Below are 25,538 nucleotides of genomic sequence, written 5' to 3' on the forward strand. Positions count from 1 at the left end.
AGGCTTATTCTTTTATAAAAGGTTCTTTTTCAAAAAATACAGCATTCAAGAAATCCAAGAAAGGCTTTAACACCTTCGCATCAGATATCAACTGTTTAGTAAAATCAGGAGAGGCCACTTGCTCGTCGGTATATTTCTTCCAGAAAAACAATTGTTTCTTCTTCAGTAATTCGGCATCGGGATGATCAGCATCAAATCCCTTCGGTATTCTGACTAGACTTTCACCCACTTCCTCCCCAAAAATGGCTGCAAACGTAGGATTCTTGATAATCTTACGCAATCCCGCCGCATTATAATCCACTTCTTGGCGAAAAGCAGCTAATTGTTCTGGTGTAGGCGAATACATACCACCACCTAAAAAAGACGCTCCATTCGGCTCAATGTGCACATAATAGTCCATCAAACCGGACTTACGCCCACCTTCTGAGAAACTCGCCGAAAACCAGGTCTTATAAGGTTCCTTATTTTTAGAGAAGCGGACATCTCGGTATATTCGATAGGAGCAATGTTTCAATAACACGCCATCCATATTCTCGAAATCCGCAAATTCCGAAATCAATTCCGTCGTCCAGGCATCAAAACCTTTTTTCTCTTTCTCATAAATCGCCTTATTTTCCGCAAACCATTCCCGCGTGTTATTTACACGGAGATCACGCAAAAAGGCCAAAAGGCTAGGAGATAGGGACATCGAAAAAGGAGTGTAATTGTAAAAACGAATTTAGCGAATTTAGCTCGAATGCCCAAGCGCAAATCCTTTGGAGTTATGGTCTATTTTACTGATTTTTGCATAAATTATTAAAACAAGCTATGCGTATATTAACGGGCATTCAGGCTTCAGGAAAGCCCCATTTAGGAAATATTTTAGGGGCGATCATGCCAGCGGTTGAGCTTTCAAAGCAGGCAGGCAACGAATCCTTTTTATTTATTGCTGACTTACACACCCTTACTTCCTTAAAAGATGGGGAAAGTATTCGAGCGAATACCTTATCTATCGCAGCTGCCTGGTTAGCTTTTGGTTTTGATACGGAGAAAAATTTCTTCTACCGTCAATCTAAATTAGCTGCCTACCACACCGAATTAATGTGGTACCTAAATTGCTTCACACCCTTCCCGATGCTGGCAAATGCGCACAGTTTCAAGGATAAATCCGATAAATTATCTGATGTGAATGCTGGCCTTTTCACCTATCCCGTTTTACAAGCCGCTGACATCGTTCTATATGATGCGCATCTTATTCCGGTGGGTAAGGACCAAAGACAGCACATCGAAATGACCCGCGACATCGCGAATTCGGTGAATAAGCGCTACAATAAAGATATTTTTGTCCTACCAGAGGCTCGAATTAACGAAGATGTCATGACAATTCCGGGTCTAGATGGAGCTAAAATGAGTAAGTCCTTGAACAACTATATTGACATCTTCTTGCCTGAAAAGGATTTATTGAAGCAGATCAAGAAAATTGTGACTGATACGACTCCTTTAGAAGAGCCTAAAAATCCAGACAACGATATCACCTTCAAGCTTTATTCATTAATGGCCTCTCCAGCTCAGGTGGCAGAAATGCGCGCTAATTATGAAGCAGGTGGTTATGGTTATGGACATGCAAAGCAAGCCTTACACGAATTGATGCTAGGCTATTTCAAAGAGGCGAGAGAGAAGTTTGACTACTTCATCGCGCACCCAGAAATCATTGAAGAGAAATTAGCGATAGGAGAACAAAAAGTACAACCCATCGCTGAAGCAACAATCGCACGTATTCGAGCAGAATTCAAATTCTAATCTATGTTTCCAGCTTGGGATTCCGATCTTTTCAGGTTCATTAACGAGGCACATCAGCCTTGGCTTGATGGCCCTATGGAAATCATTTCAGGCAAACTCACCTGGATTCCTCTGTACGGTTTACTAATTTACTTATTACATAAGCGCTTTCAGACCAATTCTAGGAAAGCCCTCATCTATTTAATTTCAACGGTGGTTTTCGCTGATCAATTCAGTTCGAGTCTTTTAAAGCCCTTATTTAAACGCTTAAGACCTTGCCATGTAGAAGAATTCCAATCTTGGATAAACTTACCGGCAGGATGTGGAGGAATGTTTGGATTTTGTAGCTCACATGCAGCGAATTCCTTTGCCATTGCCGTAGGTTTTTATTTGTTGACTAAGAAGAAGTCAGCTGGTATTGCCCTGGTTCTATGGGCTACAATCATTTCCTACAGTAGAATCTATTTAGGCGCACACTATCCATTAGATGTTATCACAGGGGCCTTTGTGGGCGGAATAGGAGCATGGGGACTATTTCAGGTCTATGAAAGGTTAATTAAAAAGTCATAAGTATCGATTCCGTCCGCGAAGTCATCGAGGGCTGGATGTTGACTTTGGCCAAAACCAATCTCCAAACCTACCTTACACTGAATCTTCTCCTCGCGCTCAGAAATCCAAGACTGTAAAGACGCCTCATCACTATACCGGTGAACATATAAAACACCCACAGGAGAAACCAAATCATCATTTTCTGTCACAAGCAGATTCCCTAAATCAAAATGTGGAATCTGATTCAATAAGAACAAAGTGCGGTGGTATTGAAAATTATTTGAATACTTAGAATGATCTAACACCCAAGTTTCCTTCGTCAATTCATCAAATAATGGGGTCAAATCATACGTGGTAGGCACAGCTAGCGTAGACACATTTCGGCAACCTAATCCATAATACGTAAAGATATCCTGCGCTAACCCCTTGAAATCGGCTACCGTTTCATTTCCCTTTAACACCGCTAAAGAACTTCTATTCTTACGTATAATGTGAGGAATAGTCGAAAAATAATGTGCAAAATAACCGCCAGAGAAATCGCTTCCCGTCGCAATGACGGCATCCATCCCTTGCAAACGGTCTATCACATAAACTGGTACTGCTGAATCAAAAGACTGCATCGCCAAAACATATAATTGCATCAAGGCTTTATCCTGAGAACTCATTTTCAAATGAGCAGCATTTCCAGACGCTAAAACCATCAAAACATCATGCAAACCAACAGCCGGTAAATTACCAGCTAATACAATCCCTACCTTTTTAGATGTGGCAACTTGGCCCGGATGATTTTCGTAAAATGCTTCCCAAGCTTCAACAGAAAAAAACTGCTCCTCGATGGCCTGCATCGCATGACGAACCAAGGTTTCTGAAAACCAAGGATTCTCATTAACGGACTTATCTATAAATAATTCTATTTTTTCTCGATTCAATTCATCCGAGAAGAATTGCTTTAAATAGGAGATAAGTTGCAAAAAAGAAGCCTTTGGCATATAAATAAAGATTTTACCTCACAAAGGTCGAAAATTTTTCGGTTAGTCCATATAAATTATATACTATTCAAATTTATGTTCGTAAATTGCGGCTTCAAACAAAAATAGTGGTATGGCAATTATCATAACAGACGAATGTATTAACTGTGGGGCCTGTGAACCAGAATGCCCGAACACAGCTATTTATGAAGGTGGTGTAGAATGGACATGGGCAGGTGGGACAGCCTTAACTGAAATTGAATTAGAAGATGGATCTACCATGGATGCGAAAACACCAGTAGAACCTGTTTCAGACGAATTCTATTATATCGTTCCTGATAAGTGTACAGAATGTACTGGTTTCCACGAGGAGCCACAATGTGCTGCGGTTTGCCCAGTAGATTGCTGCGTACCAGATCCAGATCGCGAAGAAGATAACGAAACGTTATTGGCGAAGAAGGCATGGTTGCATGCTGAATAAAAAAGCGAAGCTTTTTATTATAAATAATAAAGCATAAAGAATAAATATTGAATGGGGCTTAGGCCCCATTTTTTATATCCAAACATTTCATGAGATTATCACTACAGGTGATACCTACTTTATTCTTTATTCTTTATGCTTTATGCTCTATTCTCAAAATAAGTCAATCGACTCCCGACTAGCGACTCTCGACTAAATTTATACTTTTCCAATATTTCAAATTTCAAGTTAAAATTTAGCTGTCATTTTATTTCATTTTTGCAAAATCTTCATTTTTAGGTTTAATTTTCAACCACTTTTCATGATTTTTTTGCAAAAACTTAAAAAATAGGTTAAAATTTTGTCCAAAATATTTGGAAAGTACAATTTAAGGCTCCATCTTTGAATCGTAATCAAGCATTATTTACTCTTAAACAATTACCCACATGAAAAAAACGATCCTAACAGCCCTATTTGCCGCAACAGCATTTTGTGGATTTTCCCAAGAAAAAGAAGCGGAAGCTCCGAAGTTCACTTTTTCAGGTTACATTGATTCATACTATATGTTGAATTTCAATAGCCCGTCAAGCAGAAGTAACTTAGGCGCATCTGGATACGAAAGAGCATTCGACCAGAAGTCAAGCCAATTTTCATTAGGATTAGTTCAAACGAAATTTGGGTACGCAACCAAATCAGCAGATGTAGTAGTTGATTTAACATTTGGACCTAACGCAGACCTTGGTCAGTATGGAAACGTAGTAGGTCCTTTAGGGGCAGGTAAAGCAAGTACTGCTTTGGCCATCAAACAAGCCTACTTCAACTGGAAAGCAAGTGATAAATTAACTTTCACTGCCGGACAATTTGGAACACATATCGGATACGAAGTAATCGATGCTCCAGTTAACTACAACTATTCACTTTCTAACCTCTTCAATAATGGACCGTTCTATCATATTGGTGCTAAAGCGAATTACGCATTCTCTGACAAATTTTCTGCCATGGTTGGATTGGTCAACAATGTGGATAATCTAAATGACAACAACGCTTCTAAAGGATTCATTTACCAAGTATTTACTTCGCCAGCAGCGGGTTGGAATCTATACGTAAATGGAATTAGTTCTAACGAGTCTGCTCCTTTATCAAGCGGAAAAGATGATTCAGGTAGCTATAACTTGTTAGACTTAACCACTTCATACCAAATCACTCCTAAATACCTACTTGGTTTAAACGCAGCATACGGTTCACAAACAGGTGATTTCCAAGGTGGTGGAAACGTAGGAGATAGCAAAACTTGGGGTGGCGTTGCCTTGTACTCTAACTATGCTTTCACAGATAAATTCAGCGTAGGTGGTCGTTACGAAGTATTCGATAATACATCAGGAGCTCGTGCTTTACGTGCAGCAGATGGATCAGGTACCGATGTTAGCTCATTTACATTAACAGCGACATTCACTGCAGCAGAAGGTCACTTATTAATCAAACCAGAATTACGTACGGATTCTTACAAGACAGCTCAGTTCGTTGATGGAGATGGTAAGGACCAAAAATCGCAAACAACCTTAGGAATGCACTTCATCTATAAGTTTTAATTATATCCACCCTTAACATTTAAAAAACATGACGACACAAAAACCAACTTGGATCCCGTTATTAGTTTTATTAGCGGTAGCCGTCCTTGCATTGTTCACTACTTCTGTGCCTGGCACAATGCCGACAGAAGGGTTAGACACAGGTGATACAGCCTGGATGATTGTAGCCTCTGGCTTAGTTCTATTAATGACACCTGGATTAGCGTATTTCTACGGTGGAATGGTGAATCACAAAAACGTGATCTCTACGATGTTGCAATCATTCATCGCTATGGGAGTTATCTCAGTGATCTGGATTGTATTCGGTTTCTCTTTAGCCTTCGGTGATTCATTAGGTGGCTGGATTGGAGACCCTAGAACATTCTTCATGTTCAATGGCGTATTTGATCACAAATTATCTTTAGGATCAGCTGATCAATTAAAGTTCACTATCCCTTTCGCTTTATTTGCCTTTTTCCAAATGAAGTTCGCCGTTATCACTCCAGCGTTAATCTCTGGTGCCTTAGCTGAGCGTATTAACTTCCGTGCATTCGTTTTATTCATGGTTCTTTTCTGCATCGTGGTTTATGCTCCATTAGCACACTGGACATGGCACCCAGATGGATTCTTATTCAACTTAGGTGTATTGGATTTTGCAGGCGGTACCGTAGTTCACATGTCTGCAGGTTGGGCTGCATTAGCAGGTGCTTTGTACTTACGTCGCCGTAAGTCTCACATCGAGTCTAACATCTTGCCTCCAGCTAACATCCCTTACGTATTATTAGGTACAGGTTTATTATGGTTCGGATGGTTTGGTTTTAACGCAGGTTCTGCAGTAGGAGCTAATGGTTTAGCAGTAACAGCTTTCGCTACTACACACGTAGCAGCAGCAGCGGCTGGTTTATCTTGGATTTTATTTGATGTAACTCGTGGCAAGAAGGTTTCTGCCTTAGGTTTCTGTATCGGTGCAGTAGTAGGTTTAGTAGCTATTACTCCAGCATCAGGTTTTGTAACTGTTCCAGTAGCGATCTTCATCGGTGTAATTGCTGCGATTGTTTCTAACATTGCTGCACACTGGAGAGCTTCTTCAAACTTAGATGATACATTAGACGTATTCCCTTGCCATGGTTTAGGTGGTATGGTAGGTATGTTGATGACAGGTATTTTCGCAACATCAGCTGTAAACGCAGCAGTAGCAGAGCAAGGTTTGTTCTACGGAGAAACTACCTTGTTCTTAAAGCACTTATTAGCTTTAGCAATCGTTTCGGCCTTTGCTTTTGGCTTATCTTATATCCTTTTGATCATTACGGACAAAATCATTCCGTTACGTGTGAACGAGGAAGAAGAAAGATTAGGTTTGGATATCTCACAACACGATGAGTCGTTAGCTGAGTAATTCAACAACAGCAGAGCCGCAAGTAATGGTTCTTGTGGTTTTGTTTCAATCAAAAAGTCGGAGGCTACTAGCTTTCGACTTTTTTGTTTTTGAACCGATGGCGCAAAAACAAAAGTAAAAGTATAAAGCACAAAGAGTAAAGCATAAAGATGGAATCGGCTTCGCCGATTAACTCTTCAGAAACAAAAAAAGCGGCATCGCCGCTTTTGAAATCAAACTTTATTATTTGTACTTTATGCTTTATGCTCTAAAACCACGCCACTCATCTCCCCATTCTCATTTACCGCCTTGTACTTCACTTCTTGAATGGTATTAATCTGCAAAGGATCAAAAGGAACCACCACGCGCACATAATTCTCCGAGAAACCTTCCATCGTTCCCGGCACAGCTGATTCTTCAAATAAAACCTGACCTTTTAATCCAGCTTGTGACTCATAAAAGGCGCGGCGTTTTTTGTCAGACAAAATATGTAACATTTTAGAACGCTCCGCTTTTTGCATCCCATCCACTTTCGGCTTAATGTCTACCGCATAGGTATTAGGACGCTCAGAATAAGGAAAAACGTGTAAATAAGATATATCTAGCGAGTTCAAAAACTCATAAGTCTCTAGAAACAATTCAGGTGTTTCACCTGGATGACCCACGATCACATCGACCCCAATACAAGCATTGGGCATCACCTCTTTGATAGATGTCACTCGATCTACATATAATTCACGCTGATACCGACGTTTCATCAAACGCAATACAGAATTAGATCCAGATTGAAGCGGTATATGAAAATGCGGAACAAACTTCTTCGAAGCACCTAAAAAGGTAATCATCTCCGATGTCAATAAATTAGGCTCGATAGAAGAAATACGGAAACGCTGAATAGAAGACTTTTCTTCAATCGCTTGAACTAATTGAAAGAAGGTCTCCACTCTTTTCCCATTTTGAATACCAAAATCACCGATATTCACTCCGGTAAGAACAATTTCCTTTACACCTTTGGCAGAAATCTCTTCTATTAAACCTAACACTTTCTCAACAGTATCTGAACGAGACTGACCACGCGCTAATGGAATCGTGCAATAGGAACAAGGATAATCGCAGCCATCCTGCACTTTCAAAAAGGTGCGCGTGCGATCATTCACTGAATAAGAAGCATGGTAATCTAAATCGTATCGAATTTCCGAAGCTAATAATTTAGGAAGATCAGCTGAAACGCGATTTAAATAGGGGGGAAGCAGTTCTGGCAATTGGAATTTTTCATTCGCACCTAAAACTAAATCAACACCCGGAATGGCTAAAATTTCCTCCGGTTTTAACTGAGCATAACAGCCTATAATGACAACAGTGGATGCAGGATTTATTTTCTTCGCCTCACGAACCACTTTCTTGCACTTTTTATCTGCCTGTTCAGTGACACTACAGGTATTAATCACAAATAAATCCGGATTATCTTGAAATTCTGCGCGCGCAAATCCCATCGGCTCGAGAGACCGAGCGATTGAACTAGATTCTGCAAAATTCAGCTTGCATCCTAATGTGTAAAAAGCGACTTTTTTCATACCTGAAATCAGGTTGCAAAGGTAAAACAAAAATGGCGGGAAAACCCGCCATCTTGTCTATAAAAGTATATAAATGCTTAATAAATGTATTATAATTTGGCTGTTTTAACCGTCTTGATAATACGAGCAGCCACTTTGTATGGATCTGCCGCTGAGTTCGGACGACGGTCTTCTAACCAACCTTTCCATCCTTTTTCTACCGCTGCGATAGGGATACGAATCGATGCACCACGATCTGAGATTCCATAAGAGAAATCGTGAATCGAAGCTGTTTCGTGCTTACCTGTTAAACGCATGTGGTTATCTGCACCATACACTTCGATGTGTTCTTTCACAAACGGAGCGAATGATTGACAAATTTTATCGTAAACTTCTTTGTTACCTGCTGTACGTAGAGCTGTATTAGAGAAGTTAGCGTGCATACCTGAACCATTCCAGTCAAGTTCACCTAGTGGTTTACAGTGCCAGTTTACTGCTACACCGTATTTCTCACCTAATCGTTCTAAGATATAACGACCTAACCAGATTTCATCACCTGCTTGTTTCGCACCTTTAGCAAACATTTGGAATTCCCACTGACCTGCAGCTACTTCCGCATTGATACCTTCGATGTTCAAACCTGCGTCGATACACAAATCCATGTGCTCTTCAATAATCTCACGACCAAACGCGTTGTTTGCGCCCACTGAACAGTAGTATGGTCCTTGAGGTGCTGGGTATCCATTTGCTGGGAAACCTAAAGGCTTGTTTGTTTCTGGATCCCAAAGGAAATACTCTTGCTCAAAACCGAACCAGAAATCATTATCATCATCGTCAATTGTTGCACGACCGTTAGTCTCATGAGGAGTACCATCAGCGTTCAACACTTCACACATTACTAAATAGCCATCACGACGTGCTGGATCTGGGCAAACATAAACTGGCTTCAATAAACAGTCAGAAGAACCACCTTCAGCCTGCTGTGTAGATGAACCATCGAAAGACCACATATCAAGGTCTTCTAATTTGCCGCTAAAATTGTTCTCAATTTTAGTCTTAGAACGTAAACTTTGTGTTGGCTTGTAGCCATCTAACCAAATGTACTCTAATTTTGATTTAGCCATGATTTTTATACTTGATTTTGAAACAAAAATACTTTTTTAGGAATTCGTATAGCAAAAATAAACCTCTTTTTAGGAAAAACAATAATTTAAGCCAAAAAAACCAGCAAAAACAATCGGAGATTTTGTAAAAATCCGAAAAATCCAAATTAAAATCGAAAAATTGAATCGCAAATTTCCTTTTTTCTCATTTTTTATCCCGGCACAATTCCTTACTTTTACTTAAGAAATTAAATCAACAAAAGAATGGCAATCACTCGTTTTAAAGCCTTAGAATTAGCTCAATCCCGCACTGGAACACCAGTGAAACTTCCTACGGAGAAAGTTTCGGATTATTATGGCAGCATGACCTTCAATGATGAAGTAATGCGGTCTCTTTTGTCTCCTGAAGCCTATTTAAAGATAAATACTGCGATTCAAACCGGTTCTAGAATAGACCGCGACGCAGCAGACGAAGTGGCAGCAGCGATGAAATCATGGGCTATCTCAAAAGGAGCAACCCATTATACTCACTGGTTTCAACCCTTAACGGGAACTACCGCAGAGAAACATGATTCTTTCTTTGACATTGATTTAAGTAACGGAAAAGCCGTTGAGAAATTCAAAGGATCTGCCTTAGTTCAACAGGAACCAGATGCCTCTTCCTTCCCGAATGGAGGTATTCGCTCGACTTTCGAGGCACGTGGGTACACGGGTTGGGACCCATCTTCACCTGCCTTTATCATGGAAAATGCAGCAGGTACAGCTACTTTATGTATTCCTTCGGTATTCGTTTCTTACACTGGGGAAGCACTCGATTATAAAACACCTTTATTAAAATCCATCGAATTAGTGGATAAGGCTGCCACAGCCGTGATTAAAGAATTCTTTAACCGCGATGTAAGCAAAGTCATTCCTACCTTAGGTGCGGAACAAGAATATTTCGTCGTAGACGAAGCTTTATTTAATGCACGCCCTGATTTAGTGATGGCGGGTCGTACCGTTTTCGGTCATGCTCCAGCGAAAGGACAGCAATTAGAAGATCACTATTTTGGATCTATTCCAAACCGCGTGAATGCCTTTATGGTAGACTTTGAAATCGAGGCACTTAAATTAGGAATGCCGGTTAGAACACGTCATAATGAGGTGGCACCAGCACAATTTGAGGTGGCGCCTACTTTTGAGGAAGCAAACTTAGCCTGTGATCATAATGCCTTATTGATGGATTTAATGTCTAAAGTAGCATCGAAACACAAGTTCAAAGTCCTTTTCCATGAAAAGCCCTTCGCAGGTATTAATGGATCTGGAAAACACAATAACTGGGCATTAGCTACAGATACTGGCATTAATTTATTAGCGCCGTCTTCTAAACCGAAGGAGAACCTACGTTTCTTAACCTTCTTTGTGAATACCTTAAAAGCAGTTCATGATCGCGCTGATTTATTACGCGCATCGATTGCGTCTGCTGGAAACGAACACCGCTTGGGAGCAAATGAAGCGCCTCCAGCGATTGTATCTGCCTTCTTGGGTAGTACGATGAGCCAAGTTTTGGACGACATGGAAAACATGGATGGTCTAGACGAAATCCAATTAGAAAAAGGGGATAATGTGTACCTTAAATTAGGTATCAACAAGATTCCTTCGTTGATTTTAGATAATACCGATCGGAATAGAACGTCTCCATTTGCCTTTACAGGGAATAAATTCGAATTCCGTGCCGTAGGTTCTTCTGCGAATTCGGCCGCACCGATGACCGTTTTAAATACAATCGTGGCAGACCAATTGATCAAATTCCGCAAAGAGGTGGAAGAGGTGTTGGAAAAAGGAGTGAAGAAGGAATTAGCCATCATGGAAGTGTTAAAGCGCTACGTGAAAGAGTCGAAAAACATTCGTTTCGAAGGAAATGGTTATTCGGATGAGTGGGTGGAAGAAGCGGCACGTCGAGGTTTGTCTAATTTAAAGACTACACCAGAGGCTTTAGCCGTTTATGCTCGTCCAGAATCGATTGAATTATTCACAAAGCACGGTATTTACTCGAAAGAAGAGATGCACGCGCGTCACGAAATCGAATTAGAAAACTACGTGAAAAAGATTCAAATCGAGTCACGCGTTATCGGAGATATGGCAATCAACCACATCGTTTCTACTTCATTGAAGTACCAGACGCAATTAGTGGAGAATGTGAAGGGTCAAAAAGAAATCGGAATCGACCCACAATATTATGCACCTACGATCGAGATGATTAAGAAAATCTCTGAATACACTTCGTCTATTGTTCGATTACAGAATGGCATGACAGAAGCTCGTAAGGAAGCAAATAACATCGAAGACTTAGAGGAAAGAGCTGTTTTATACAGTACAAAAGTGAAAGGTTTCTTCGAAGAGATTCGTTACAGTGTAGATAAACTTGAATTAATCATCGACGATGATGAGTGGCCATTACCGAAATACCGTGAATTACTGTTAATCAAATAAACAAAACATGTCAAAAACCACGAATCCAGGGTTTGATCCTGCTGAAATTGCCAGCCTAAAAAAGCAATGTGAAGCAGAGAATCGCTCATTTGTCTATATTTTAGACGAAGATTTACCCTCTGGAAATGAAAGAGAAATGGTCCACATTCAATTTGTGGGTCAATATGAGAAGCAAGAAGTGATATACGATGCTATCGTTTGTACACTTCAATTGCATTATTCGAGCTTATTGTACGAAGCTGCTGAACGCGAAATCATTCAGCAGTATCCTTTATATGTTCCTTTGGAAAATCGCGATGAGAACTACGAGCCTAATGAAGAATTAGATGAGGAGGTTGAAATGTTGATTCTAGAGGTGATCGAGGACTTAGAAGAGAACGAAGAAATCAAAGTAGCGGAATACATTGAAATCGATCCTGAATTCGATTATGGTGTTAGTATTGAGGCCGCTTTATATGTGCCTGCCTTAGATGACGATATGTTATCTCAATTTGTGGCAGACTTCAATGGCAATACATTAAGCCTAGATCCATCGCTGTATACCTTTAACTCAGATGATGAGGACGAGGACGACGAAGAATAAAAATGAGTATAGCTGTTTTTTATGCTCCTAATGCAAAGGATTCCTCTTATCTATCTGAAGAGGAATCCTTTCATGCTATACGGGTATTGCGATTAAAAGTAGGAGAGGTCATTCACCTATTGGACGGTCGGGGTTCAAAGTATTCCACTAAAATTTCTACCATCGAAGGCAAAAAAGTATCATTCGGAGTATTGGAATTAATCGATTCAGAACCAAAGCCTTCCTATACTATTCATTTATATGTGGCCCCTACGAAACAAATGGAACGCATGGAATGGATGGTGGAGAAATGTGGGGAGTTTGGAATTCATGGAATTCATTTCTTTGCTTCGAAACACTCGGAACGGAAAGAGATTAAACTTCATCGTTTGGAGAAAACAGCGATTTCAGCCTTAAAGCAATCGAAGAATCTGTATTTACCTAAAATCACCGGATTACACGCATTTAAAGAAATAGCCGCGATAGAAGGAGAGGAGAAGCTGTTTGCCTTCATTTCGAATCCTCCCGTGGCTGAATTATCAAAAACTGCCCTACCGGGTAAGGAATACCACGTCCTGGTGGGTCCGGAAGGAGATTTTACGCCGGAGGAATCCGCTACCTTGAAAAATAATCAATGGAAAGCATTTAGCTTAGGAAAATCCATTTTGCGCACGGAAACGGCTGGAATAGCTGTTTGTCACGGGCTTCACATCCTAAATATTGACTAAAATCAGTTATTTAATGCGAATTCAGGTTAAATTAGAAACTTTTGCTTCGTACTTTTGTTAAAACATTAAAATTACTCCTTCTATTATGCAATTAGTACTTCCGGCTTTCTTCATACACTGGTATGTTTCTTTGTTTAGCCAAACCTTTTTCCTTCACCGTTACTCTGCTCACAAGATGTTTTTGATGAGCAAGTTTTGGGAAAAATTCTTCTATTTCTTGACCTATTTATCGCAAGGTTCTTCTTTCTTAAGCCCAAGAGCCTACGCCATTTTACATAGAATGCACCACGCGTTCTCTGATACAAAGAAAGATCCACACTCACCGATGTTCTCGAGCAACGTGTTCACCATGATGTGGAAGACTAAAGACATCTACAATGCGGTATTGAATAGAAAACAAACGGTAGAAGAGCGCTTTGAGCATGACTACCCCGTATCTAAAACCATTGAAAAAATCGGTGATTCTTGGATTTCACGTATTGGCTGGGGAGTTGCTTATTCTTCTCTATACATCGTTGGATTCATGTATTTCGATATGCACTGGGCATTTTTCTTCCTTTTACCTGTGCATTTCTTAATGGGACCTGTACACGGTGCGATTGTTAACTGGTCAGGGCACAAGTATGGTTACCAAAACTATGACAACCATGATCACTCGAAGAACTCCTTAATCTTTGACGTAGTGATGATGGGCGAGTTGTTCCAAAACAACCACCACAAACTACCAAATCGCATTAATTTTGCCACAAAATGGTTTGAATTTGACCCGACTTATCCGATGATTAAACTATTAACTTGGTTAAAGATCATCCGTCCGAATGTAAAACCGGAAGACGCTAAGTTTTAAGACAGCATAATCCTATATGAAAAGAGCCTCGAATGAGGCTCTTTTTTTATATCTGAGTTTCTAAACTAAACTTTTCTAGGTAATCTGACACACGCTTTACAAATCCACCACCTAATGAACCATCTACCACCCGGTGATCGTAGGAATGGGAAATAAACATCTTTTGGCGGATAGCAATAACATCTTCGCCTTTGTCATTTGTGATGACAGCTGGTTTCTTTTCTATCACGCCGAAGGCTAAAATACCTACTTGTGGTTGTACGATAATAGGTGTGCCCATCAAATTACCAAAACCCCCAATATTAGAGATAGTGAAAGTTCCTCCCTCTAAGTCAGCGGGCTTTAATTTATTAGCACGTGCTCTAGCGGAGAGATCGTTAACTTTCTGGGTTAATTCTTCTAGAGATAACTTATCTACTTCGTGGATAACTGGAACAATTAAATTGCCATTAGGCAATGCGACTGCCATTCCAATGTTTATTTGCGCATGCTGAACGATGTAGTTGCCTTCCACGGAGATAAGCATTCCAGGAAAGTCTTTCAAAGCATCAGCAGTCGCTTTAAATAGGAGCGGGGTGAACGTTAAGGCTTCCTTGTATTTGTCTTGGAATTCTTGCTTTACTTTAGAACGCCATGTCACTAAATTCGTCACATCGGCCTCTAAAAACGACGTGACATGAGGTGCCACGCGCTTAGAATCGAGCATACGCTCCGAAATCATCTTGCGCATGCGATCCATTTCGATTACCTCATCACCTGGAAGACGCATACCTGCACCTTGGCTCAAGGTACCTGAAGAAATAGTTCTTTTTGCATTCCGCACCGCGATGTAATTCAATACATCTTTCTTCGTAATGCGACCATCGAGTCCAGAACCGGGGATCTGGCTTAATTCTCTTTGGGAAACATGTTCCGACTGACAAATCTGCTTAATCAAGGGACTAATCCAGGGATTCGTCGACTTTTCCGTGCTTAATTCAGTAGGAGTTAGGCTTAAATCAATTAAAGAGCTGATCGACTCATCTAAAGAATAAGACTCCTCAGTAGAGGCAGAGCCGCTCTCTACCGCATCAATGACACAAATGGCCTTTCCAATCGTAGCAACAGATCCGACAGGAACTAATATCTTTTGTAAATAACCTGCCACCGGCGATGGAACTTCCGTATCAATTTTATCGGTAGCCACCTCTAAAATAAACTCATCCGCTTCCACGTAATCACCGGGCTGTTTTAACCAATTTAAAACAGTTGCCTCCATGATACTTTCTCCCATTTTGGGCATAATCACCTCTGTAACGGCCATAGGACTAGGTTAAATCGTTTAATAAATATCTACGAAGCAAATTTACACAAGCTAGAGAGCTTAAATAAATATTTTGCATTCTTGTTCCTCCTAAAGTTAATTTTCTAGTTACCACGCCATTTTCGTGCGCTAAGGCAATCCAAACGGTCCCAACAGGCTTCTCCTCCGTTCCACCATCTGGACCCGCAATGCCAGAAGTAGCTAAGGCATAGGTAGTTCCCAATCTTTTTTGAACTCCAATAGCCATGGCCTGAATGCATTCCTCTGAAACGGCTCCATATTTTTCTAATATCGAAGCCGAAACACCCAATTGATCTATCTTCACCTGATTCGCATACGACAAAATTCCTCCAACGAAATAGGCGGAACTTCCAGGATTTTGCGTGAATTGATGGGCTAAATGTCCTCCCGTACAACTCTCTGCAATGGCTAAAGTAGCTTTTCGATCCAATAATAAACGTCCTACAACCTCGGCTAATTCATCTTTTTCATAGCCGTAAATATAGGATTGAATTAATGGATTGACTTTGGCTAACTCAGCGTCCACCTCCGACTTCAACAAAGCTAAATCTCCACCCACGGCCGTTAAACGCAATTTGACTATCCCAATGGAAGGTAAATAAGCTAATTTGATATGCGCAGGCAATTGCAACTCCCAGTCTTCAATCAATTCAGAAAGATAGGATTCACCGATTCCCACAGTCTTGATCACTTTATGAAAAATAACAGGCGTTTTAAAATGAGTGACTAAACGGGGTAGCACTTCTTTCTCCATGATGTTCTTCATCTCATAGGGAACACCAGGCATTGAAACCCAAATCACTCCTTTTTCATTAAACCACATACCGGGTGCAGTTCCCTGTGCGTTGCGGACAAATTCGGCTTTTGTAGGTAATAGAGTCTGATCTCGGTTGATATCGGATAATTCACGGCCGCGTTTAGCGAAGAATTCAGTCACATCTTGCAAGGCAACTGGATGCATTTCTAATTCACAGTCGAAGTATTCTGCTAGAATCTTTTTGGTTAAATCATCTTTCGTGGGACCCAATCCTCCGGTAATAAAAACGACATCAGCTCGCTGTGCGGCTTCATTCAAGATTTGAAGAATTTCTGATTTTTGATCACCTACGGAAGACTTCCGAACGGTTTTGATCCCAAGCTTATCTAATTCTAGACTAATCCATTGGGTATTCGTATCTAGAATCTGCCCGTACAGAATCTCATCTCCAATGGTAATAATTTCAGCCCTGACCATTAATTTCCTTAATTTATACGAAAATACGATTAATTTTACATCCATGAAACATTCTGAAATCAATTTTAAGATACAATTAGACGACCAAAACATCCCCGAGCAAATCTCTTGGTCAGCAACAGATAATCCGAACGAAGGCATCGAAGAAACAAAGGCTATTTTAGTAGCTACTTGGGATCCTTACCACAAAGGAACTTTGACATTGCCTCTTTGGACAAAAGACATGGAAGTGTTAGATATGAAGCGCTTTTTCATCGAGGTAGTGGGTACTGTCGCTGATGCGTCATTGCAAGCCACAGGAGATAACTTCTTTGCTCAAGAATTAGAAGCTGTTTGCCGCACCTTATCTTCTCATTTGCAGAAGGAAATCGTTGCTGCTGAAAAAGGAAACAACTAATGAAATACATCCTAATTACGCTGCTATTACCCTTTTTGAGCCCAGCTCAAGGAATTAATTTCCTACAAGTTAATTCTTTGCAGGAAGCCCGTGCTGAAGCCATCAAGCAAAACAAATTGCTTTTCATGGAAATTTATGCGCCGGATTGCCACATTTGCAATTCCTTCAAAGGGGTATTCACGCAAGCAGCGGTAGGTGGGGTGTACAATAAGAACTTTGTAAATTACCAATTAGATATTCGCAATCCAGCAAATCAGATGGCTTTAAAGCAAGCTGGGATCATTGTAAATGCGACACCTACATTCGTGTTCTTTGAACCTAAAACGATGAAAATCGTTCAGGCGAGAATCTTTGGAGAAAAAGAAAATACAGTAACTATGGTGAATGCCATAGCTACGAAAGCGGCCAATCCAGCCGAGCAAGCTTCACAATTTCCTAAGCGCCTAGCAGCTGGTGAAAAGAATCCGGGTATGCTCGTGAATTATGCGGAGTATGCGAGAATTACGGGAGATACGTTAGCAAATATTAATGCAATGAATGCGTATATCGCTTTACTAAAGCCAGCACAATATAGTTCACAATCTACCTTCAATTTAATGCAGGTGGCCTTAATGAGCCCAGATAATCGCTTATTTGATTATTTTATACGGAATTTAAACTATTATAATTCCATTTATGATCCTTCGACCGTACGAATGATCTACGAGAATATCTTCCAAATCACGTTAACAAGCTCTCGTTCAACACGATTAGGTGAAGCAGGATTGATGAAATTAAAATCTCAAATGGCGCGTACGGGGCTCGATCGCTCTAGTATTGTTCGGAGAACTTGGATGGTGGAATCTGATATGTTGTTCAAACAGCGTAAAGCCACACAAGCTATGAAGGTGATTGATGAATTAATCAACTCCATGCCGAGTGCACTAGGGCCTAAGGAAAATCAATTCCTGTGTGATTATGTCAAAGGAAAGACGAAAGATGCGTCTGCTTTGAAGAAAGCAAAAAATTGGTGTCTGTACGGGACTAAATAATTAGCGAATAAAGGCGCGGTACGTCATCACAATCAAACATACGATAAACATTAAGATCGAAATCTTATTAATCGTGTGCATCGCACGGATGTTGAAATTAGCGGGTGCCCCTGGCTTAGGTTTTTGAAAAACACGAATAAAATACGTGAATACTTCGCCTACTTTGAATTGCTCTCTTAATCTGCTCATTTTCTATTCGTTTACAGACGGCTCACGCCAGTCTCCATGTTCTTTAATCAATTGAATTAATTCATCCACCGCTGAATCTGCCGGTACGGATTTTTTAACGACCTCTTGGCCCTTGTACAAGGCAATCTTATCTTTTCCGATACCCACATAGCCATAATCGGCATCCGCCATCTCACCTGGACCATTTACAATACAGCCCATAATACCGATTTTAACCCCTTTTAGGTGATCCGTTTTTTGGCGAATCATCGCCGTAGTCTCTTGTAAATCAAACAAAGTCCGACCACAAGAAGGACAAGAAATATATTCTGTTTTGGAAATACGCATACGACTCGCCTGAAGCGTCCCAAAATTCGTCGTATTACATATAGCCTCTTTATTCTTCGAATGGTTCAGACTTAACAGTAATCCATCCCCTAATCCATCAATAAATAAGGCTCCACCATCGGTAGGAGCAAACAATTGGAATTGATCATCCGAAATCGACCCATAATTCAAATGAATGATCACCGGATTTGTGATCTCATTCTGCATCAAATGAAAGAAACCTCTTCGAATAGCAGGCATCTGATGCGCATTCGATGATTTCAAAACAATCACACAAGTCGGATCGAATGAATCATTCCCTGAACACAATTCTGCCGCATCCACTGAAACAAAATTCAACACCGGATGCTTAGTCGATGCGGATTGGTATTCTGTATAAGTAAATAAGGGATAAACGAAATCAGACGGAGTACAAACGGAGGCATCTTGTATTTGACGTAAACCGTTAGGTAACATAAAATCAAGCGAAGCCTTACCCGTATAGATAAAATCAGCTCCTAAATCATTCATCGCCCATTTATCTGGTTCTGGCAAATAGTAGTGACCGATCGCTTTTAAGTCTGCAATCGATATCGAAGCACGTGTAGAAAAATCAGCAATTACTCGCGGCACTTGATGTCCTCCGATCGAAAAAATCTCGGTAGTCTTTCTGCGTGTATGAGCAAAAGGATGAAGAGGGGAGTCAAAAGCCTCCGATTGACCTGCAAAAGCCTGTATGGGATCTTGAGATGATGCCCGGCTGTCATATCGACGCACTAAATCTTGTGCCACCGGAATCTCGAATTCAGGATCTTCCGTCAAAGAAACTCGTATCGTATCTCCTAGACCATCCTCTAATAAAGTACCAATACCAACTGCCGATTTAATTCGACCATCTTCACCCTCACCAGCTTCTGTCACACCTAAGTGCATTGGATAGTCTTTAAATCCACCATCCTTTAGCTTCTTACTTAATAAACGATAGGCTTCGACCATCACCTGCGTGTTCGATGATTTCATCGAAAGGACGATATTGAAATAGTTCTCATCCTCACAAATACGAAGGAATTCCAAAGCGGATTCCACCATTCCATGAGGCGTATCCCCATAACGGCTTAAAATACGATCAGAAAGCGAACCATGGTTCGTACCAATGCGCATCGCCGTCCCATATTCCTTGCAAATCTTGACTAATGGTAAAAATTTATCTCGGATACGGTCTAATTCGGATGCATAAGAGGCATCGGTATAGTCAATCGTCTCAAAACGTTTTTTATCTGCGTAATTACCTGGATTAATTCGCACCTTTTCCACGATTCTTGCCGCTAATTCAGCCGCATTCGGTGTAAAGTGAATATCTGCCACGAGAGGCGTTGTATAACCGCGCTCGCGCAATCCTTTGCGAATATTCTCTAAATTCTGCGCCTCTTTAACGGAGGGGGCCGTAATTCGAACTAATTCGCAACCCGCATCAATCATTCGGATGGATTGTTCGATAGATCCTTGCGTATCCATCGTGTCTATCGTCGTCATCGACTGAATTCGAATCGGGAAATCAGAACCTAAATACAGATCGCCGATTTGAACTGGAATCGTTTTCCTTCTTTCATAGGCATATAAAGAAGTTGCATAGCGATTACCGTTTGCAATTAAAGGATCCGTGTTCGAGGAAAGAATAGACATAGTTGAATTAAAACACAAAAATAGGTATTTCTACTTCCAAGAACTCTTTTTATGACCAATTGTTGCATAATAATAGATAAAAAGATAGCAAGGGATCAAAATCAGATAAGCAGACTGTGTGTTGCCTATTTGGTCCGCAATCTTACCATACAATAAAGGCATCAAAGCTCCACCTGAGATCATCATGATAATGAAGGCTGATCCGATTTTGGTAAACTTACCTAATCCATTAATTGCTAATGGCCATAAGGCAGGCCACATTAAGGCATTAGCTAATCCTAATAAGGCCAAACAAAGCACAGACATAAAACCCGTGAAAGTAATAGCGCCTATCGAAAATAATACGCCTAAAATAGCCGAATAGTTCAAGGCCTTTTGTTGTGATAAGTATTTGGGAATAAAGAAGATACCAATGATATAACCCGCTAACATACCATATAAGGTATAGGTTGTAAAGCTCTTCGCAACATCTTGACTGAATCCTTGGGATACACCATAATTAATGATCGTATCACCCGCAATCACTTCCACACCTACATAAACGAAGAATGCCACTAGGCCTAAAACTAAACTAGGATAAGCCCAAACACTCGACTTCGCATTTCCTGCTTCTTCTACCGTTTCTTCCGCCTCAACTTCAGGAAGTGACGAAAACCAAACCCAAACAGCTAAAAGCACTAAAACCGCCGTCATTATACCATAAGGCATAATTACAATCGCTAATTTCGAAGAACCACCCACCGCACTAGATAGGAATAAGCCACCAAAAATAAACTGGCTCAAAATACCAGCCACCTTATTACAAATACCCATGACGGAGATTCTTTGAGCTGCAGAATCAGCGGGTCCTAAGATCGTAACATAGGGATTAGAAGCGGTTTGTAATAGGGCCAAACCTGTTCCAATCACAAATAAACCGAATAAAAACATCGGATAATTTTCCATTTGGGCGGCTGGAATAAACAAAAGAGTTCCAACAGCCATTGCTAAGAGGCCTAATGACATCCCTTTCTTAAAACCGGTTCTTGCTAAAACCCATGAAGAAGGAATCGCCATCACGAAATAGGAGATGAAGAAGGCAAAAGTGACTAAGAGCGAGTCGAAGTTATTTAGATGAAATGCATCCTTGAAAAAAGCGATCAAAACTGAATTCACCCAGGTCACAAAACCAAAGACAAAGAAGAGAATACCGATAATTAAAAGAGGTCCGTTTACGTTTTTTGATTGGTTCATAGGTTTAGTATTGATCGTTTAAAGCAAAAATTGGTTGATTCGTTTTCCATTTTCCACGGGTAAAATCTGGTATTTGAATAGGAGCGGAGCCCTTCTTAATCGATTCCTCCGAAAGTGGAGCAATTGCAGACCAAGCGGCCGCATCATATACATCAATAGGAGGGGCCACTTTCGCCTTAATTGCCTCTATGAAGGCTCTTAACACAAAATAATCGATGCCACCGTGACCCGCATTCTCTGCATCAGCAGCGTGTGCTTTCCACAATGGGTGATCGTATTTCTCTAAATAGGGTTTAGCTTCTTCCCAGCGATGAGCTTTAGGCGAAACACCCTCTAAATAGATCGATTTATTATCTTCCATCCACAATCCTTTTGTTCCCTGCACGCGGAAACCTAGAGAATAAGGACGAGGGGAATTCGTATCATGCGTAATTAAAATGGTTTCGCCATTCACACATTTGATCATCGTCTGAACGATGTCTCCACATTTGAAATTCACTTTCGCATTCGGATGATCTGCACCACCTTTTTCCACGATATAATTATGTAGTCCCAAAGAAGGTGTCGCCATCGACGTTAAATAAGCGAATTGATTTCCTCTGTTAATGTTTAACATCTCAGCAACTGGCCCTAAACCATGCGTAGGATATAAATCACCGTTGCGATCGACAGAATGCTGGGTACGCCATTTGGCCTCTGAAAAACCCTTCTCACCAAATTCAACTCCACCGCCGTAGGCCTGCTTTCCATCATTAAATTTCACTTCGCGCAAATCGTGCTGATAACCACATTGAACGTGATTCAAGGTACCAAACATGCCCTGACGCACCATATGTAAGGTCGCTAAGACATCACGACGATAACAAACGTTTTCTAGGATCATGCAATGCGAACCTGTTTTCTCATACATATTCACCAGATCCCAAGATTCCTTCAAGGTAACGGTGGCAGAAACTTCAACGCCTGCATATTTACCTTGCTTCATCACTTCCAAGGCCATAGGCACATGCCATTCCCAAGGAGTAGCGATTACCACACCATCAATATCGTTGCGTTTAGCTAAGTTTTCGAAATCTTTTTCGGTCTTTCCGTAAACGGCAGGAGCGGGGCGACTTTTGTCTGAAATCATCTTTAAAGCGATATCAATCGCTTTAGGATCGATATCACAAATGGCAACCACCTCCACATCTGGGCGATACATGGCCATTTCAAGGTGATTTTGACCTCTTAATCCGACGCCGATAAAACCTAAACGTACTTTTTTTTGTTCTTCAGGTATCTGTTTCAGAAATGTGGGAAATAAAGCGGTACCAGAGGTATACATCAAGGAATCAGAAATAAACTTCCTTCTTTTCATAGGTTAACAATAGGTTAATAAAGATGAAAATTAAGGAAAATACTTTAATTTTATAAGAATTTAGAAAAAATGACTGAAGCCCCACGCGTTAGCGTATTCCGAAAAGAGCATTTCAACGCTGCTCATCGTTTGCACAATCCACTTTGGACAGAAGAGAAAAACAAAGAAATTTTCGGTTTATGCAACAATCCGAACTACCATGGACACAATTATGAAATAATTATCCAGGTAACCGGAACAATTGACCCTGAAACGGGTTATGTAATCGATACGAAGTTTTTATCAGATTTAGCGCAGACAGAAGTATGCAAAAAGTTTGATCATAAGAATTTAAATCTAGACGTACCAGAATTCGCTGATTTAAATCCTTCTGCAGAAAATATCGTCATCGTTATTTACAATAAATTGAGGGCTAAACTCCCTTCTAAACTAGATTTAAAAATTAGATTGTATGAAACAGAAAGAAATTTCGTTGAATTCCCTGCTAATTGATTCAGACCATTTCTTGTTAACAGACGAGGAAATTGGAGATAATCATGTAGCCACCTCAATCGAGACACCGATGAGGGAGGATGCTTTTGATCTTTCTGATTCAGAGAAAATTGCCATCATTGAATCTCACTTTCGCGAGATCATGTTAACCTTAGGTTTAGACCTAACAGATGACTCTCTTCGCGGTACGCCTAAGCGCGTAGCAAAGATGTACATTGAAGAGATTTTCAGTGGCCTGAACCCAGCAAATGAGCCTAAAATAGCCTTGTTTGAGAACAAATACGGGTACAATGAGATGTTAATTGAAAAGAATATTTCATTCTATTCGAACTGCGAACATCATTTTGTGCCGATCGTGGGTAAAACTCACATCGCTTATATTTCTTCCGGCCAAGTAATTGGTTTATCGAAATTGAACCGCATCGTTCAATATTACGCGAAAAGACCTCAAGTTCAAGAGCGTTTAACGATGCAGATTGCGAAGCACTTGCAACGTGTTTTGAAAACAGATCACGTGGCTGTTTTCATTGATGCAAAACACCTTTGTGTTTCATCTAGAGGGGTTAAGGATGATGCGACTTCGACCATTACCTCATTCTATGGAGGCAAATTCCATGAAGACAATACGAGAAGAGAATTCTTACAATCTATCCAAGGTTAATCATGGGAAAATACGTAATTGTAGGCGCTAGCCAAGGAATTGGTGAGTCCATTGCGTCTTCTTTGGTAGCCGCAGGACACGAAGTAATTAACTTTTCCAGAAATCCTTCATCCATTGCTGGTGTGGAGAACTATAGCTGGGATGCATTAGCATCGGATGATTCTGCATTTGCTTTCTTAACGGGACCTATCGATGGAATTGCCTATTGTCCAGGTAGTATTAATTTGAAACCATTCCACCGATTGACGTCAGCTGATTTTGAAAAAGATTTCCAAATCAATGTGCTAGGCGCTGTTCGAGTGATTCAAGCACTTTTACCTGCCTTGAAACTTTCTGCGACTTCATCAATTGTACTATTTAGTACGGTGGCTGTGCAAACGGGTATGGGTTTCCATGCTTCGATTGCTAGCTCAAAAGGAGCGATTGAGGGTTTGACACGTTCTTTAGCAGCAGAATTAGCAGCAAATAAAATTCGAGTAAACGCCATCGCACCTTCATTAACCCAAACACCTTTAGCTGGAGCTTTATTGAATTCTCCAGAGAAAATCGAAGCAGGCGGAAAAAGACATCCACTAGGACGTGTGGGACAATCAGAAGATGTGGCTAATCTGGCTATGTTCTTATTGAATCCAGCGAATTCGTGGATTACAGGACAAATTATAGGAGTAGATGGCGGAATTGGCTCTTTAAGAACGAGCTAGGGTTTCGTTAAAATGTTTTTGGTTTAAGGCCAAATTCATTTTATTCCATTCTATTTTCTTCGAAAAAGCAGCCTTGCGAATCGCACAATCGGCTATCGTACAGTGATTACAACATTCATCTAAACAAGGATCCGCGTGGACAAAAATCTCCACGTGGGTTTCTTGTAGTTTACCTAACATCTCTTCGAATTCATGAATCTCCTCGTGAGTTCTACTCAAATCCCAATACCGAGGAAGCGTTAAGTGGCAGTCAATATGCAAATCTCCTCCGTATTGCTGAACCCGGAGATTATGTAAGTCAATCCATTCGGCTTTTTTGTTTGACACCACCCAGTTTGTTACTTTCTCAAACAAAGCAGGATTCGTCTCGTCCATCAGAGCTGCCACCGATTCGCGAATCAGGTGAATACCTTGCCAGCACATAAAAGCCGCAAACAAAAAGGAGGCGACTGAATCGACCCAAAACCAATTGGTAAAATACGTAATCGCGAGCGCTACAACGACTAAAATTCCGTTATAGGCATCTAAACGTAAATGCTTACCATCCGCAACAAGTGCGGGGGAATGACTAGAACGTCCTTTTTGGACTAAATAATAACCTAATAATCCATTAATGGCCGCAGATACGAAGGAAATTGCCATCCCTAGATCTAAACTCGATAAAGCGGGCGAAGCATACAAATGTTGCGTGGCATGCAAGAAAATATAGGCAGATGCCAATAAAATAAGGACCCCTTCTAGACCAGAGGCAAAGAATTCAATTTTACCATGACCATACGGATGGTTTAAATCCTTAGGAAGGGAGGCTAAATAGATCGAATAATAGGCAAAACTGGCAGCAACCACATTTATAATGGATTCCAACGCGTCTGTTAACAAAGTAGTCGATCCACTTAAAAAGTAGACATAAAACTTAGCAGCCATAATGGCCACTGATAAGACGAAAGAAAGAAGGACAAGCCGCTGTTTCATTAGGACAAAGATAGT

25 protein-coding genes are annotated in these 25,538 nt (G+C 40.6%); 14 read left to right on the forward strand and 11 right to left on the reverse strand.

Annotation, left to right across the window (positions count from 1 at the left end; genetic code table 11):
- Window positions 1–4: 4 nt before the first annotated feature.
- Window positions 5–688, reverse strand: a complete 684-nt coding sequence (locus V7S74_RS02130) for a DUF2461 domain-containing protein (protein WP_406777124.1) — start codon at window positions 686–688, stop codon at window positions 5–7.
- Window positions 689–807: 119 nt separating this feature from the next.
- Here V7S74_RS02130 and trpS point away from each other — a divergent pair, with 119 nt between their 5' ends.
- Window positions 808–1,779: a tryptophan--tRNA ligase gene (gene trpS / locus V7S74_RS02135; protein WP_406777125.1), complete on the forward strand. Its 972-nt coding sequence runs from the start codon at window positions 808–810 to the stop codon at window positions 1,777–1,779.
- Between the two features lie 3 nt (window positions 1,780–1,782).
- Window positions 1,783–2,328 (forward strand): phosphatase PAP2 family protein, encoded by a 546-nt coding sequence (locus V7S74_RS02140; protein ID WP_406777126.1) that lies wholly within the window; start codon window positions 1,783–1,785, stop codon window positions 2,326–2,328.
- Here V7S74_RS02140 and V7S74_RS02145 read toward each other — a convergent pair.
- Window positions 2,301–3,296 carry an aldehyde dehydrogenase family protein gene (locus tag V7S74_RS02145; protein ID WP_406777127.1) on the reverse strand — a complete coding sequence of 332 codons (996 nt, stop codon included), beginning with the start codon at window positions 3,294–3,296 and terminating at the stop codon, window positions 2,301–2,303. The two genes, V7S74_RS02140 and V7S74_RS02145, sit on opposite strands and share 28 nt — an antisense overlap.
- A gap of 112 nt (window positions 3,297–3,408) precedes the next feature.
- Here V7S74_RS02145 and V7S74_RS02150 point away from each other — a divergent pair, with 112 nt between their 5' ends.
- The 3 genes from V7S74_RS02150 to V7S74_RS02160 all read left to right on the forward strand — a co-directional run bounded on the left by V7S74_RS02150 (window position 3,409) and on the right by V7S74_RS02160 (window position 6,699).
- Window positions 3,409–3,756 carry a 4Fe-4S dicluster domain-containing protein gene (locus V7S74_RS02150; RefSeq protein ID WP_406777128.1) on the forward strand — a complete coding sequence of 116 codons (348 nt, stop codon included), beginning with the start codon at window positions 3,409–3,411 and terminating at the stop codon, window positions 3,754–3,756.
- Between the two features lie 425 nt (window positions 3,757–4,181).
- On the forward strand, window positions 4,182–5,324 hold the full coding sequence (locus V7S74_RS02155; protein ID WP_406777129.1) for an outer membrane beta-barrel protein: 1,143 nt from the start codon (window positions 4,182–4,184) through the stop codon (window positions 5,322–5,324).
- Window positions 5,325–5,352: 28 nt separating this feature from the next.
- The gene (locus tag V7S74_RS02160; RefSeq protein ID WP_406777130.1) at window positions 5,353–6,699 is read left to right on the forward strand and encodes an ammonium transporter; all 1,347 of its coding nucleotides are present in this window, start codon (window positions 5,353–5,355) and stop codon (window positions 6,697–6,699) included.
- Between the two features lie 233 nt (window positions 6,700–6,932).
- Here V7S74_RS02160 and mtaB read toward each other — a convergent pair whose 3' ends face one another.
- Entirely contained in the window at window positions 6,933–8,252 is a 1,320-nt protein-coding gene (gene mtaB / locus V7S74_RS02165) for a tRNA (N(6)-L-threonylcarbamoyladenosine(37)-C(2))-methylthiotransferase MtaB (protein WP_406777131.1), read from the reverse strand.
- An 89-nt stretch (window positions 8,253–8,341) separates the two neighbouring features.
- The gene (locus tag V7S74_RS02170) at window positions 8,342–9,355 is read right to left on the reverse strand and encodes a glutamine synthetase beta-grasp domain-containing protein (protein ID WP_406777132.1); all 1,014 of its coding nucleotides are present in this window, start codon (window positions 9,353–9,355) and stop codon (window positions 8,342–8,344) included.
- Window positions 9,356–9,598: 243 nt separating this feature from the next.
- On the opposite strand from V7S74_RS02170, the gene V7S74_RS02175 reads away from it, so the two are divergent.
- From V7S74_RS02175 to V7S74_RS02190, 4 genes are all read left to right on the forward strand, one after another.
- Window positions 9,599–11,806 (forward strand): glutamine synthetase III family protein, encoded by a 2,208-nt coding sequence (locus tag V7S74_RS02175; RefSeq protein ID WP_406777133.1) that lies wholly within the window; start codon window positions 9,599–9,601, stop codon window positions 11,804–11,806.
- A gap of 7 nt (window positions 11,807–11,813) precedes the next feature.
- On the forward strand, window positions 11,814–12,389 hold the full coding sequence (locus tag V7S74_RS02180) for a hypothetical protein (protein ID WP_406777134.1): 576 nt from the start codon (window positions 11,814–11,816) through the stop codon (window positions 12,387–12,389).
- A gap of 2 nt (window positions 12,390–12,391) precedes the next feature.
- The gene (locus tag V7S74_RS02185) at window positions 12,392–13,096 is read left to right on the forward strand and encodes an RsmE family RNA methyltransferase (protein ID WP_406777135.1); all 705 of its coding nucleotides are present in this window, start codon (window positions 12,392–12,394) and stop codon (window positions 13,094–13,096) included.
- An 85-nt stretch (window positions 13,097–13,181) separates the two neighbouring features.
- Window positions 13,182–13,943 (forward strand): acyl-CoA desaturase, encoded by a 762-nt coding sequence (locus tag V7S74_RS02190; RefSeq protein WP_406777136.1) that lies wholly within the window; start codon window positions 13,182–13,184, stop codon window positions 13,941–13,943.
- Window positions 13,944–13,989: 46 nt separating this feature from the next.
- Here the strand turns inward: V7S74_RS02190 and V7S74_RS02195 are convergent, their stop codons facing one another.
- Complete coding sequence (locus tag V7S74_RS02195; protein ID WP_406777137.1) at window positions 13,990–15,246, reverse strand: dihydrolipoamide acetyltransferase family protein; 1,257 nt, start codon at window positions 15,244–15,246, stop codon at window positions 13,990–13,992.
- 4 nt (window positions 15,247–15,250) lie between these two features.
- Entirely contained in the window at window positions 15,251–16,501 is a 1,251-nt protein-coding gene (locus V7S74_RS02200) for a competence/damage-inducible protein A (RefSeq protein ID WP_406777138.1), read from the reverse strand.
- Window positions 16,502–16,544: 43 nt separating this feature from the next.
- Between V7S74_RS02200 and gldC the strand changes: the two genes are divergently transcribed.
- Window positions 16,545–16,898 carry a gliding motility protein GldC gene (gldC, locus tag V7S74_RS02205; protein ID WP_406777139.1) on the forward strand — a complete coding sequence of 118 codons (354 nt, stop codon included), beginning with the start codon at window positions 16,545–16,547 and terminating at the stop codon, window positions 16,896–16,898.
- Window positions 16,898–17,929: a thioredoxin family protein gene (locus V7S74_RS02210; RefSeq protein ID WP_406777140.1), complete on the forward strand. Its 1,032-nt coding sequence runs from the start codon at window positions 16,898–16,900 to the stop codon at window positions 17,927–17,929. The genes gldC and V7S74_RS02210 overlap by 1 nt, the downstream gene beginning before the upstream one ends.
- Here V7S74_RS02210 and V7S74_RS02215 read toward each other — a convergent pair whose 3' ends face one another.
- The 4 genes from V7S74_RS02215 to V7S74_RS02230 are packed head-to-tail and all read right to left on the reverse strand — an operon-like array spanning window position 17,930 to window position 22,697.
- Entirely contained in the window at window positions 17,930–18,118 is a 189-nt protein-coding gene (locus V7S74_RS02215; protein WP_130896603.1) for a DUF6728 family protein, read from the reverse strand.
- Between the two features lie 3 nt (window positions 18,119–18,121).
- The gene (gene ispG, locus V7S74_RS02220) at window positions 18,122–20,107 is read right to left on the reverse strand and encodes a (E)-4-hydroxy-3-methylbut-2-enyl-diphosphate synthase (protein ID WP_406777141.1); all 1,986 of its coding nucleotides are present in this window, start codon (window positions 20,105–20,107) and stop codon (window positions 18,122–18,124) included.
- 30 nt (window positions 20,108–20,137) lie between these two features.
- The gene (locus V7S74_RS02225) at window positions 20,138–21,340 is read right to left on the reverse strand and encodes a sugar MFS transporter (protein WP_406777142.1); all 1,203 of its coding nucleotides are present in this window, start codon (window positions 21,338–21,340) and stop codon (window positions 20,138–20,140) included.
- Between the two features lie 4 nt (window positions 21,341–21,344).
- On the reverse strand, window positions 21,345–22,697 hold the full coding sequence (locus V7S74_RS02230) for a Gfo/Idh/MocA family protein (RefSeq protein ID WP_406777143.1): 1,353 nt from the start codon (window positions 22,695–22,697) through the stop codon (window positions 21,345–21,347).
- 69 nt (window positions 22,698–22,766) lie between these two features.
- Here V7S74_RS02230 and V7S74_RS02235 point away from each other — a divergent pair, with 69 nt between their 5' ends.
- From V7S74_RS02235 to V7S74_RS02245, 3 genes are read left to right on the forward strand one after another with little or no spacing between them, the layout of a single operon-like run.
- A complete protein-coding gene (locus V7S74_RS02235) occupies window positions 22,767–23,189 on the forward strand; it encodes a 6-pyruvoyl trahydropterin synthase family protein (protein WP_406777144.1) in 423 nt (140 codons plus the stop codon).
- Window positions 23,149–23,850: a GTP cyclohydrolase I FolE gene (gene folE / locus V7S74_RS02240; RefSeq protein WP_406777145.1), complete on the forward strand. Its 702-nt coding sequence runs from the start codon at window positions 23,149–23,151 to the stop codon at window positions 23,848–23,850. Before V7S74_RS02235 ends, folE begins: the two co-directional genes overlap by 41 nt.
- 2 nt (window positions 23,851–23,852) lie before the next feature.
- Complete coding sequence (locus V7S74_RS02245; protein WP_406777146.1) at window positions 23,853–24,551, forward strand: SDR family NAD(P)-dependent oxidoreductase; 699 nt, start codon at window positions 23,853–23,855, stop codon at window positions 24,549–24,551.
- Here the strand turns inward: V7S74_RS02245 and V7S74_RS02250 are convergent.
- Entirely contained in the window at window positions 24,537–25,523 is a 987-nt protein-coding gene (locus V7S74_RS02250) for a cation diffusion facilitator family transporter (RefSeq protein ID WP_406777147.1), read from the reverse strand. The genes V7S74_RS02245 and V7S74_RS02250 overlap by 15 nt on opposite strands.
- Window positions 25,524–25,538: the final 15 nt, after the last annotated feature.

This window comes from Aquirufa novilacunae, assembly GCF_045310505.1.
Lineage (GTDB): Bacteria > Bacteroidota > Bacteroidia > Cytophagales > Spirosomataceae > Aquirufa > Aquirufa novilacunae.

Excerpts from the sequence above, each read along its gene's own strand:
- V7S74_RS02225 (WP_406777142.1), bottom strand. The coding sequence starts at position 21,340 with ATGAACCAATCAAAAAACGTAAACGGACCTCTTTTAATTATCGGTATT.
- folE (WP_406777145.1), top strand. The coding sequence starts at position 23,149 with ATGAAACAGAAAGAAATTTCGTTGAATTCCCTGCTAATTGATTCAGAC.
- V7S74_RS02155 (WP_406777129.1), top strand. The coding sequence starts at position 4,182 with ATGAAAAAAACGATCCTAACAGCCCTATTTGCCGCAACAGCATTTTGT.
- V7S74_RS02200 (WP_406777138.1), bottom strand. The coding sequence starts at position 16,501 with ATGGTCAGGGCTGAAATTATTACCATTGGAGATGAGATTCTGTACGGG.
- V7S74_RS02145 (WP_406777127.1), bottom strand. The coding sequence starts at position 3,296 with ATGCCAAAGGCTTCTTTTTTGCAACTTATCTCCTATTTAAAGCAATTC.
- V7S74_RS02245 (WP_406777146.1), top strand. The coding sequence starts at position 23,853 with ATGGGAAAATACGTAATTGTAGGCGCTAGCCAAGGAATTGGTGAGTCC.
- V7S74_RS02250 (WP_406777147.1), bottom strand. The coding sequence starts at position 25,523 with ATGAAACAGCGGCTTGTCCTTCTTTCTTTCGTCTTATCAGTGGCCATT.
- V7S74_RS02210 (WP_406777140.1), top strand. The coding sequence starts at position 16,898 with ATGAAATACATCCTAATTACGCTGCTATTACCCTTTTTGAGCCCAGCT.
- V7S74_RS02195 (WP_406777137.1), bottom strand. The coding sequence starts at position 15,246 with ATGGCCGTTACAGAGGTGATTATGCCCAAAATGGGAGAAAGTATCATG.
- V7S74_RS02215 (WP_130896603.1), bottom strand. The coding sequence starts at position 18,118 with ATGAGCAGATTAAGAGAGCAATTCAAAGTAGGCGAAGTATTCACGTAT.
- trpS (WP_406777125.1), top strand. The coding sequence starts at position 808 with ATGCGTATATTAACGGGCATTCAGGCTTCAGGAAAGCCCCATTTAGGA.
- V7S74_RS02230 (WP_406777143.1), bottom strand. The coding sequence starts at position 22,697 with ATGAAAAGAAGGAAGTTTATTTCTGATTCCTTGATGTATACCTCTGGT.
- V7S74_RS02150 (WP_406777128.1), top strand. The coding sequence starts at position 3,409 with ATGGCAATTATCATAACAGACGAATGTATTAACTGTGGGGCCTGTGAA.
- V7S74_RS02185 (WP_406777135.1), top strand. The coding sequence starts at position 12,392 with ATGAGTATAGCTGTTTTTTATGCTCCTAATGCAAAGGATTCCTCTTAT.
- gldC (WP_406777139.1), top strand. The coding sequence starts at position 16,545 with ATGAAACATTCTGAAATCAATTTTAAGATACAATTAGACGACCAAAAC.
- V7S74_RS02170 (WP_406777132.1), bottom strand. The coding sequence starts at position 9,355 with ATGGCTAAATCAAAATTAGAGTACATTTGGTTAGATGGCTACAAGCCA.
- V7S74_RS02235 (WP_406777144.1), top strand. The coding sequence starts at position 22,767 with ATGACTGAAGCCCCACGCGTTAGCGTATTCCGAAAAGAGCATTTCAAC.
- V7S74_RS02140 (WP_406777126.1), top strand. The coding sequence starts at position 1,783 with ATGTTTCCAGCTTGGGATTCCGATCTTTTCAGGTTCATTAACGAGGCA.
- ispG (WP_406777141.1), bottom strand. The coding sequence starts at position 20,107 with ATGTCTATTCTTTCCTCGAACACGGATCCTTTAATTGCAAACGGTAAT.
- V7S74_RS02190 (WP_406777136.1), top strand. The coding sequence starts at position 13,182 with ATGCAATTAGTACTTCCGGCTTTCTTCATACACTGGTATGTTTCTTTG.
- V7S74_RS02175 (WP_406777133.1), top strand. The coding sequence starts at position 9,599 with ATGGCAATCACTCGTTTTAAAGCCTTAGAATTAGCTCAATCCCGCACT.
- V7S74_RS02160 (WP_406777130.1), top strand. The coding sequence starts at position 5,353 with ATGACGACACAAAAACCAACTTGGATCCCGTTATTAGTTTTATTAGCG.
- mtaB (WP_406777131.1), bottom strand. The coding sequence starts at position 8,252 with ATGAAAAAAGTCGCTTTTTACACATTAGGATGCAAGCTGAATTTTGCA.
- V7S74_RS02130 (WP_406777124.1), bottom strand. The coding sequence starts at position 688 with ATGTCCCTATCTCCTAGCCTTTTGGCCTTTTTGCGTGATCTCCGTGTA.
- V7S74_RS02180 (WP_406777134.1), top strand. The coding sequence starts at position 11,814 with ATGTCAAAAACCACGAATCCAGGGTTTGATCCTGCTGAAATTGCCAGC.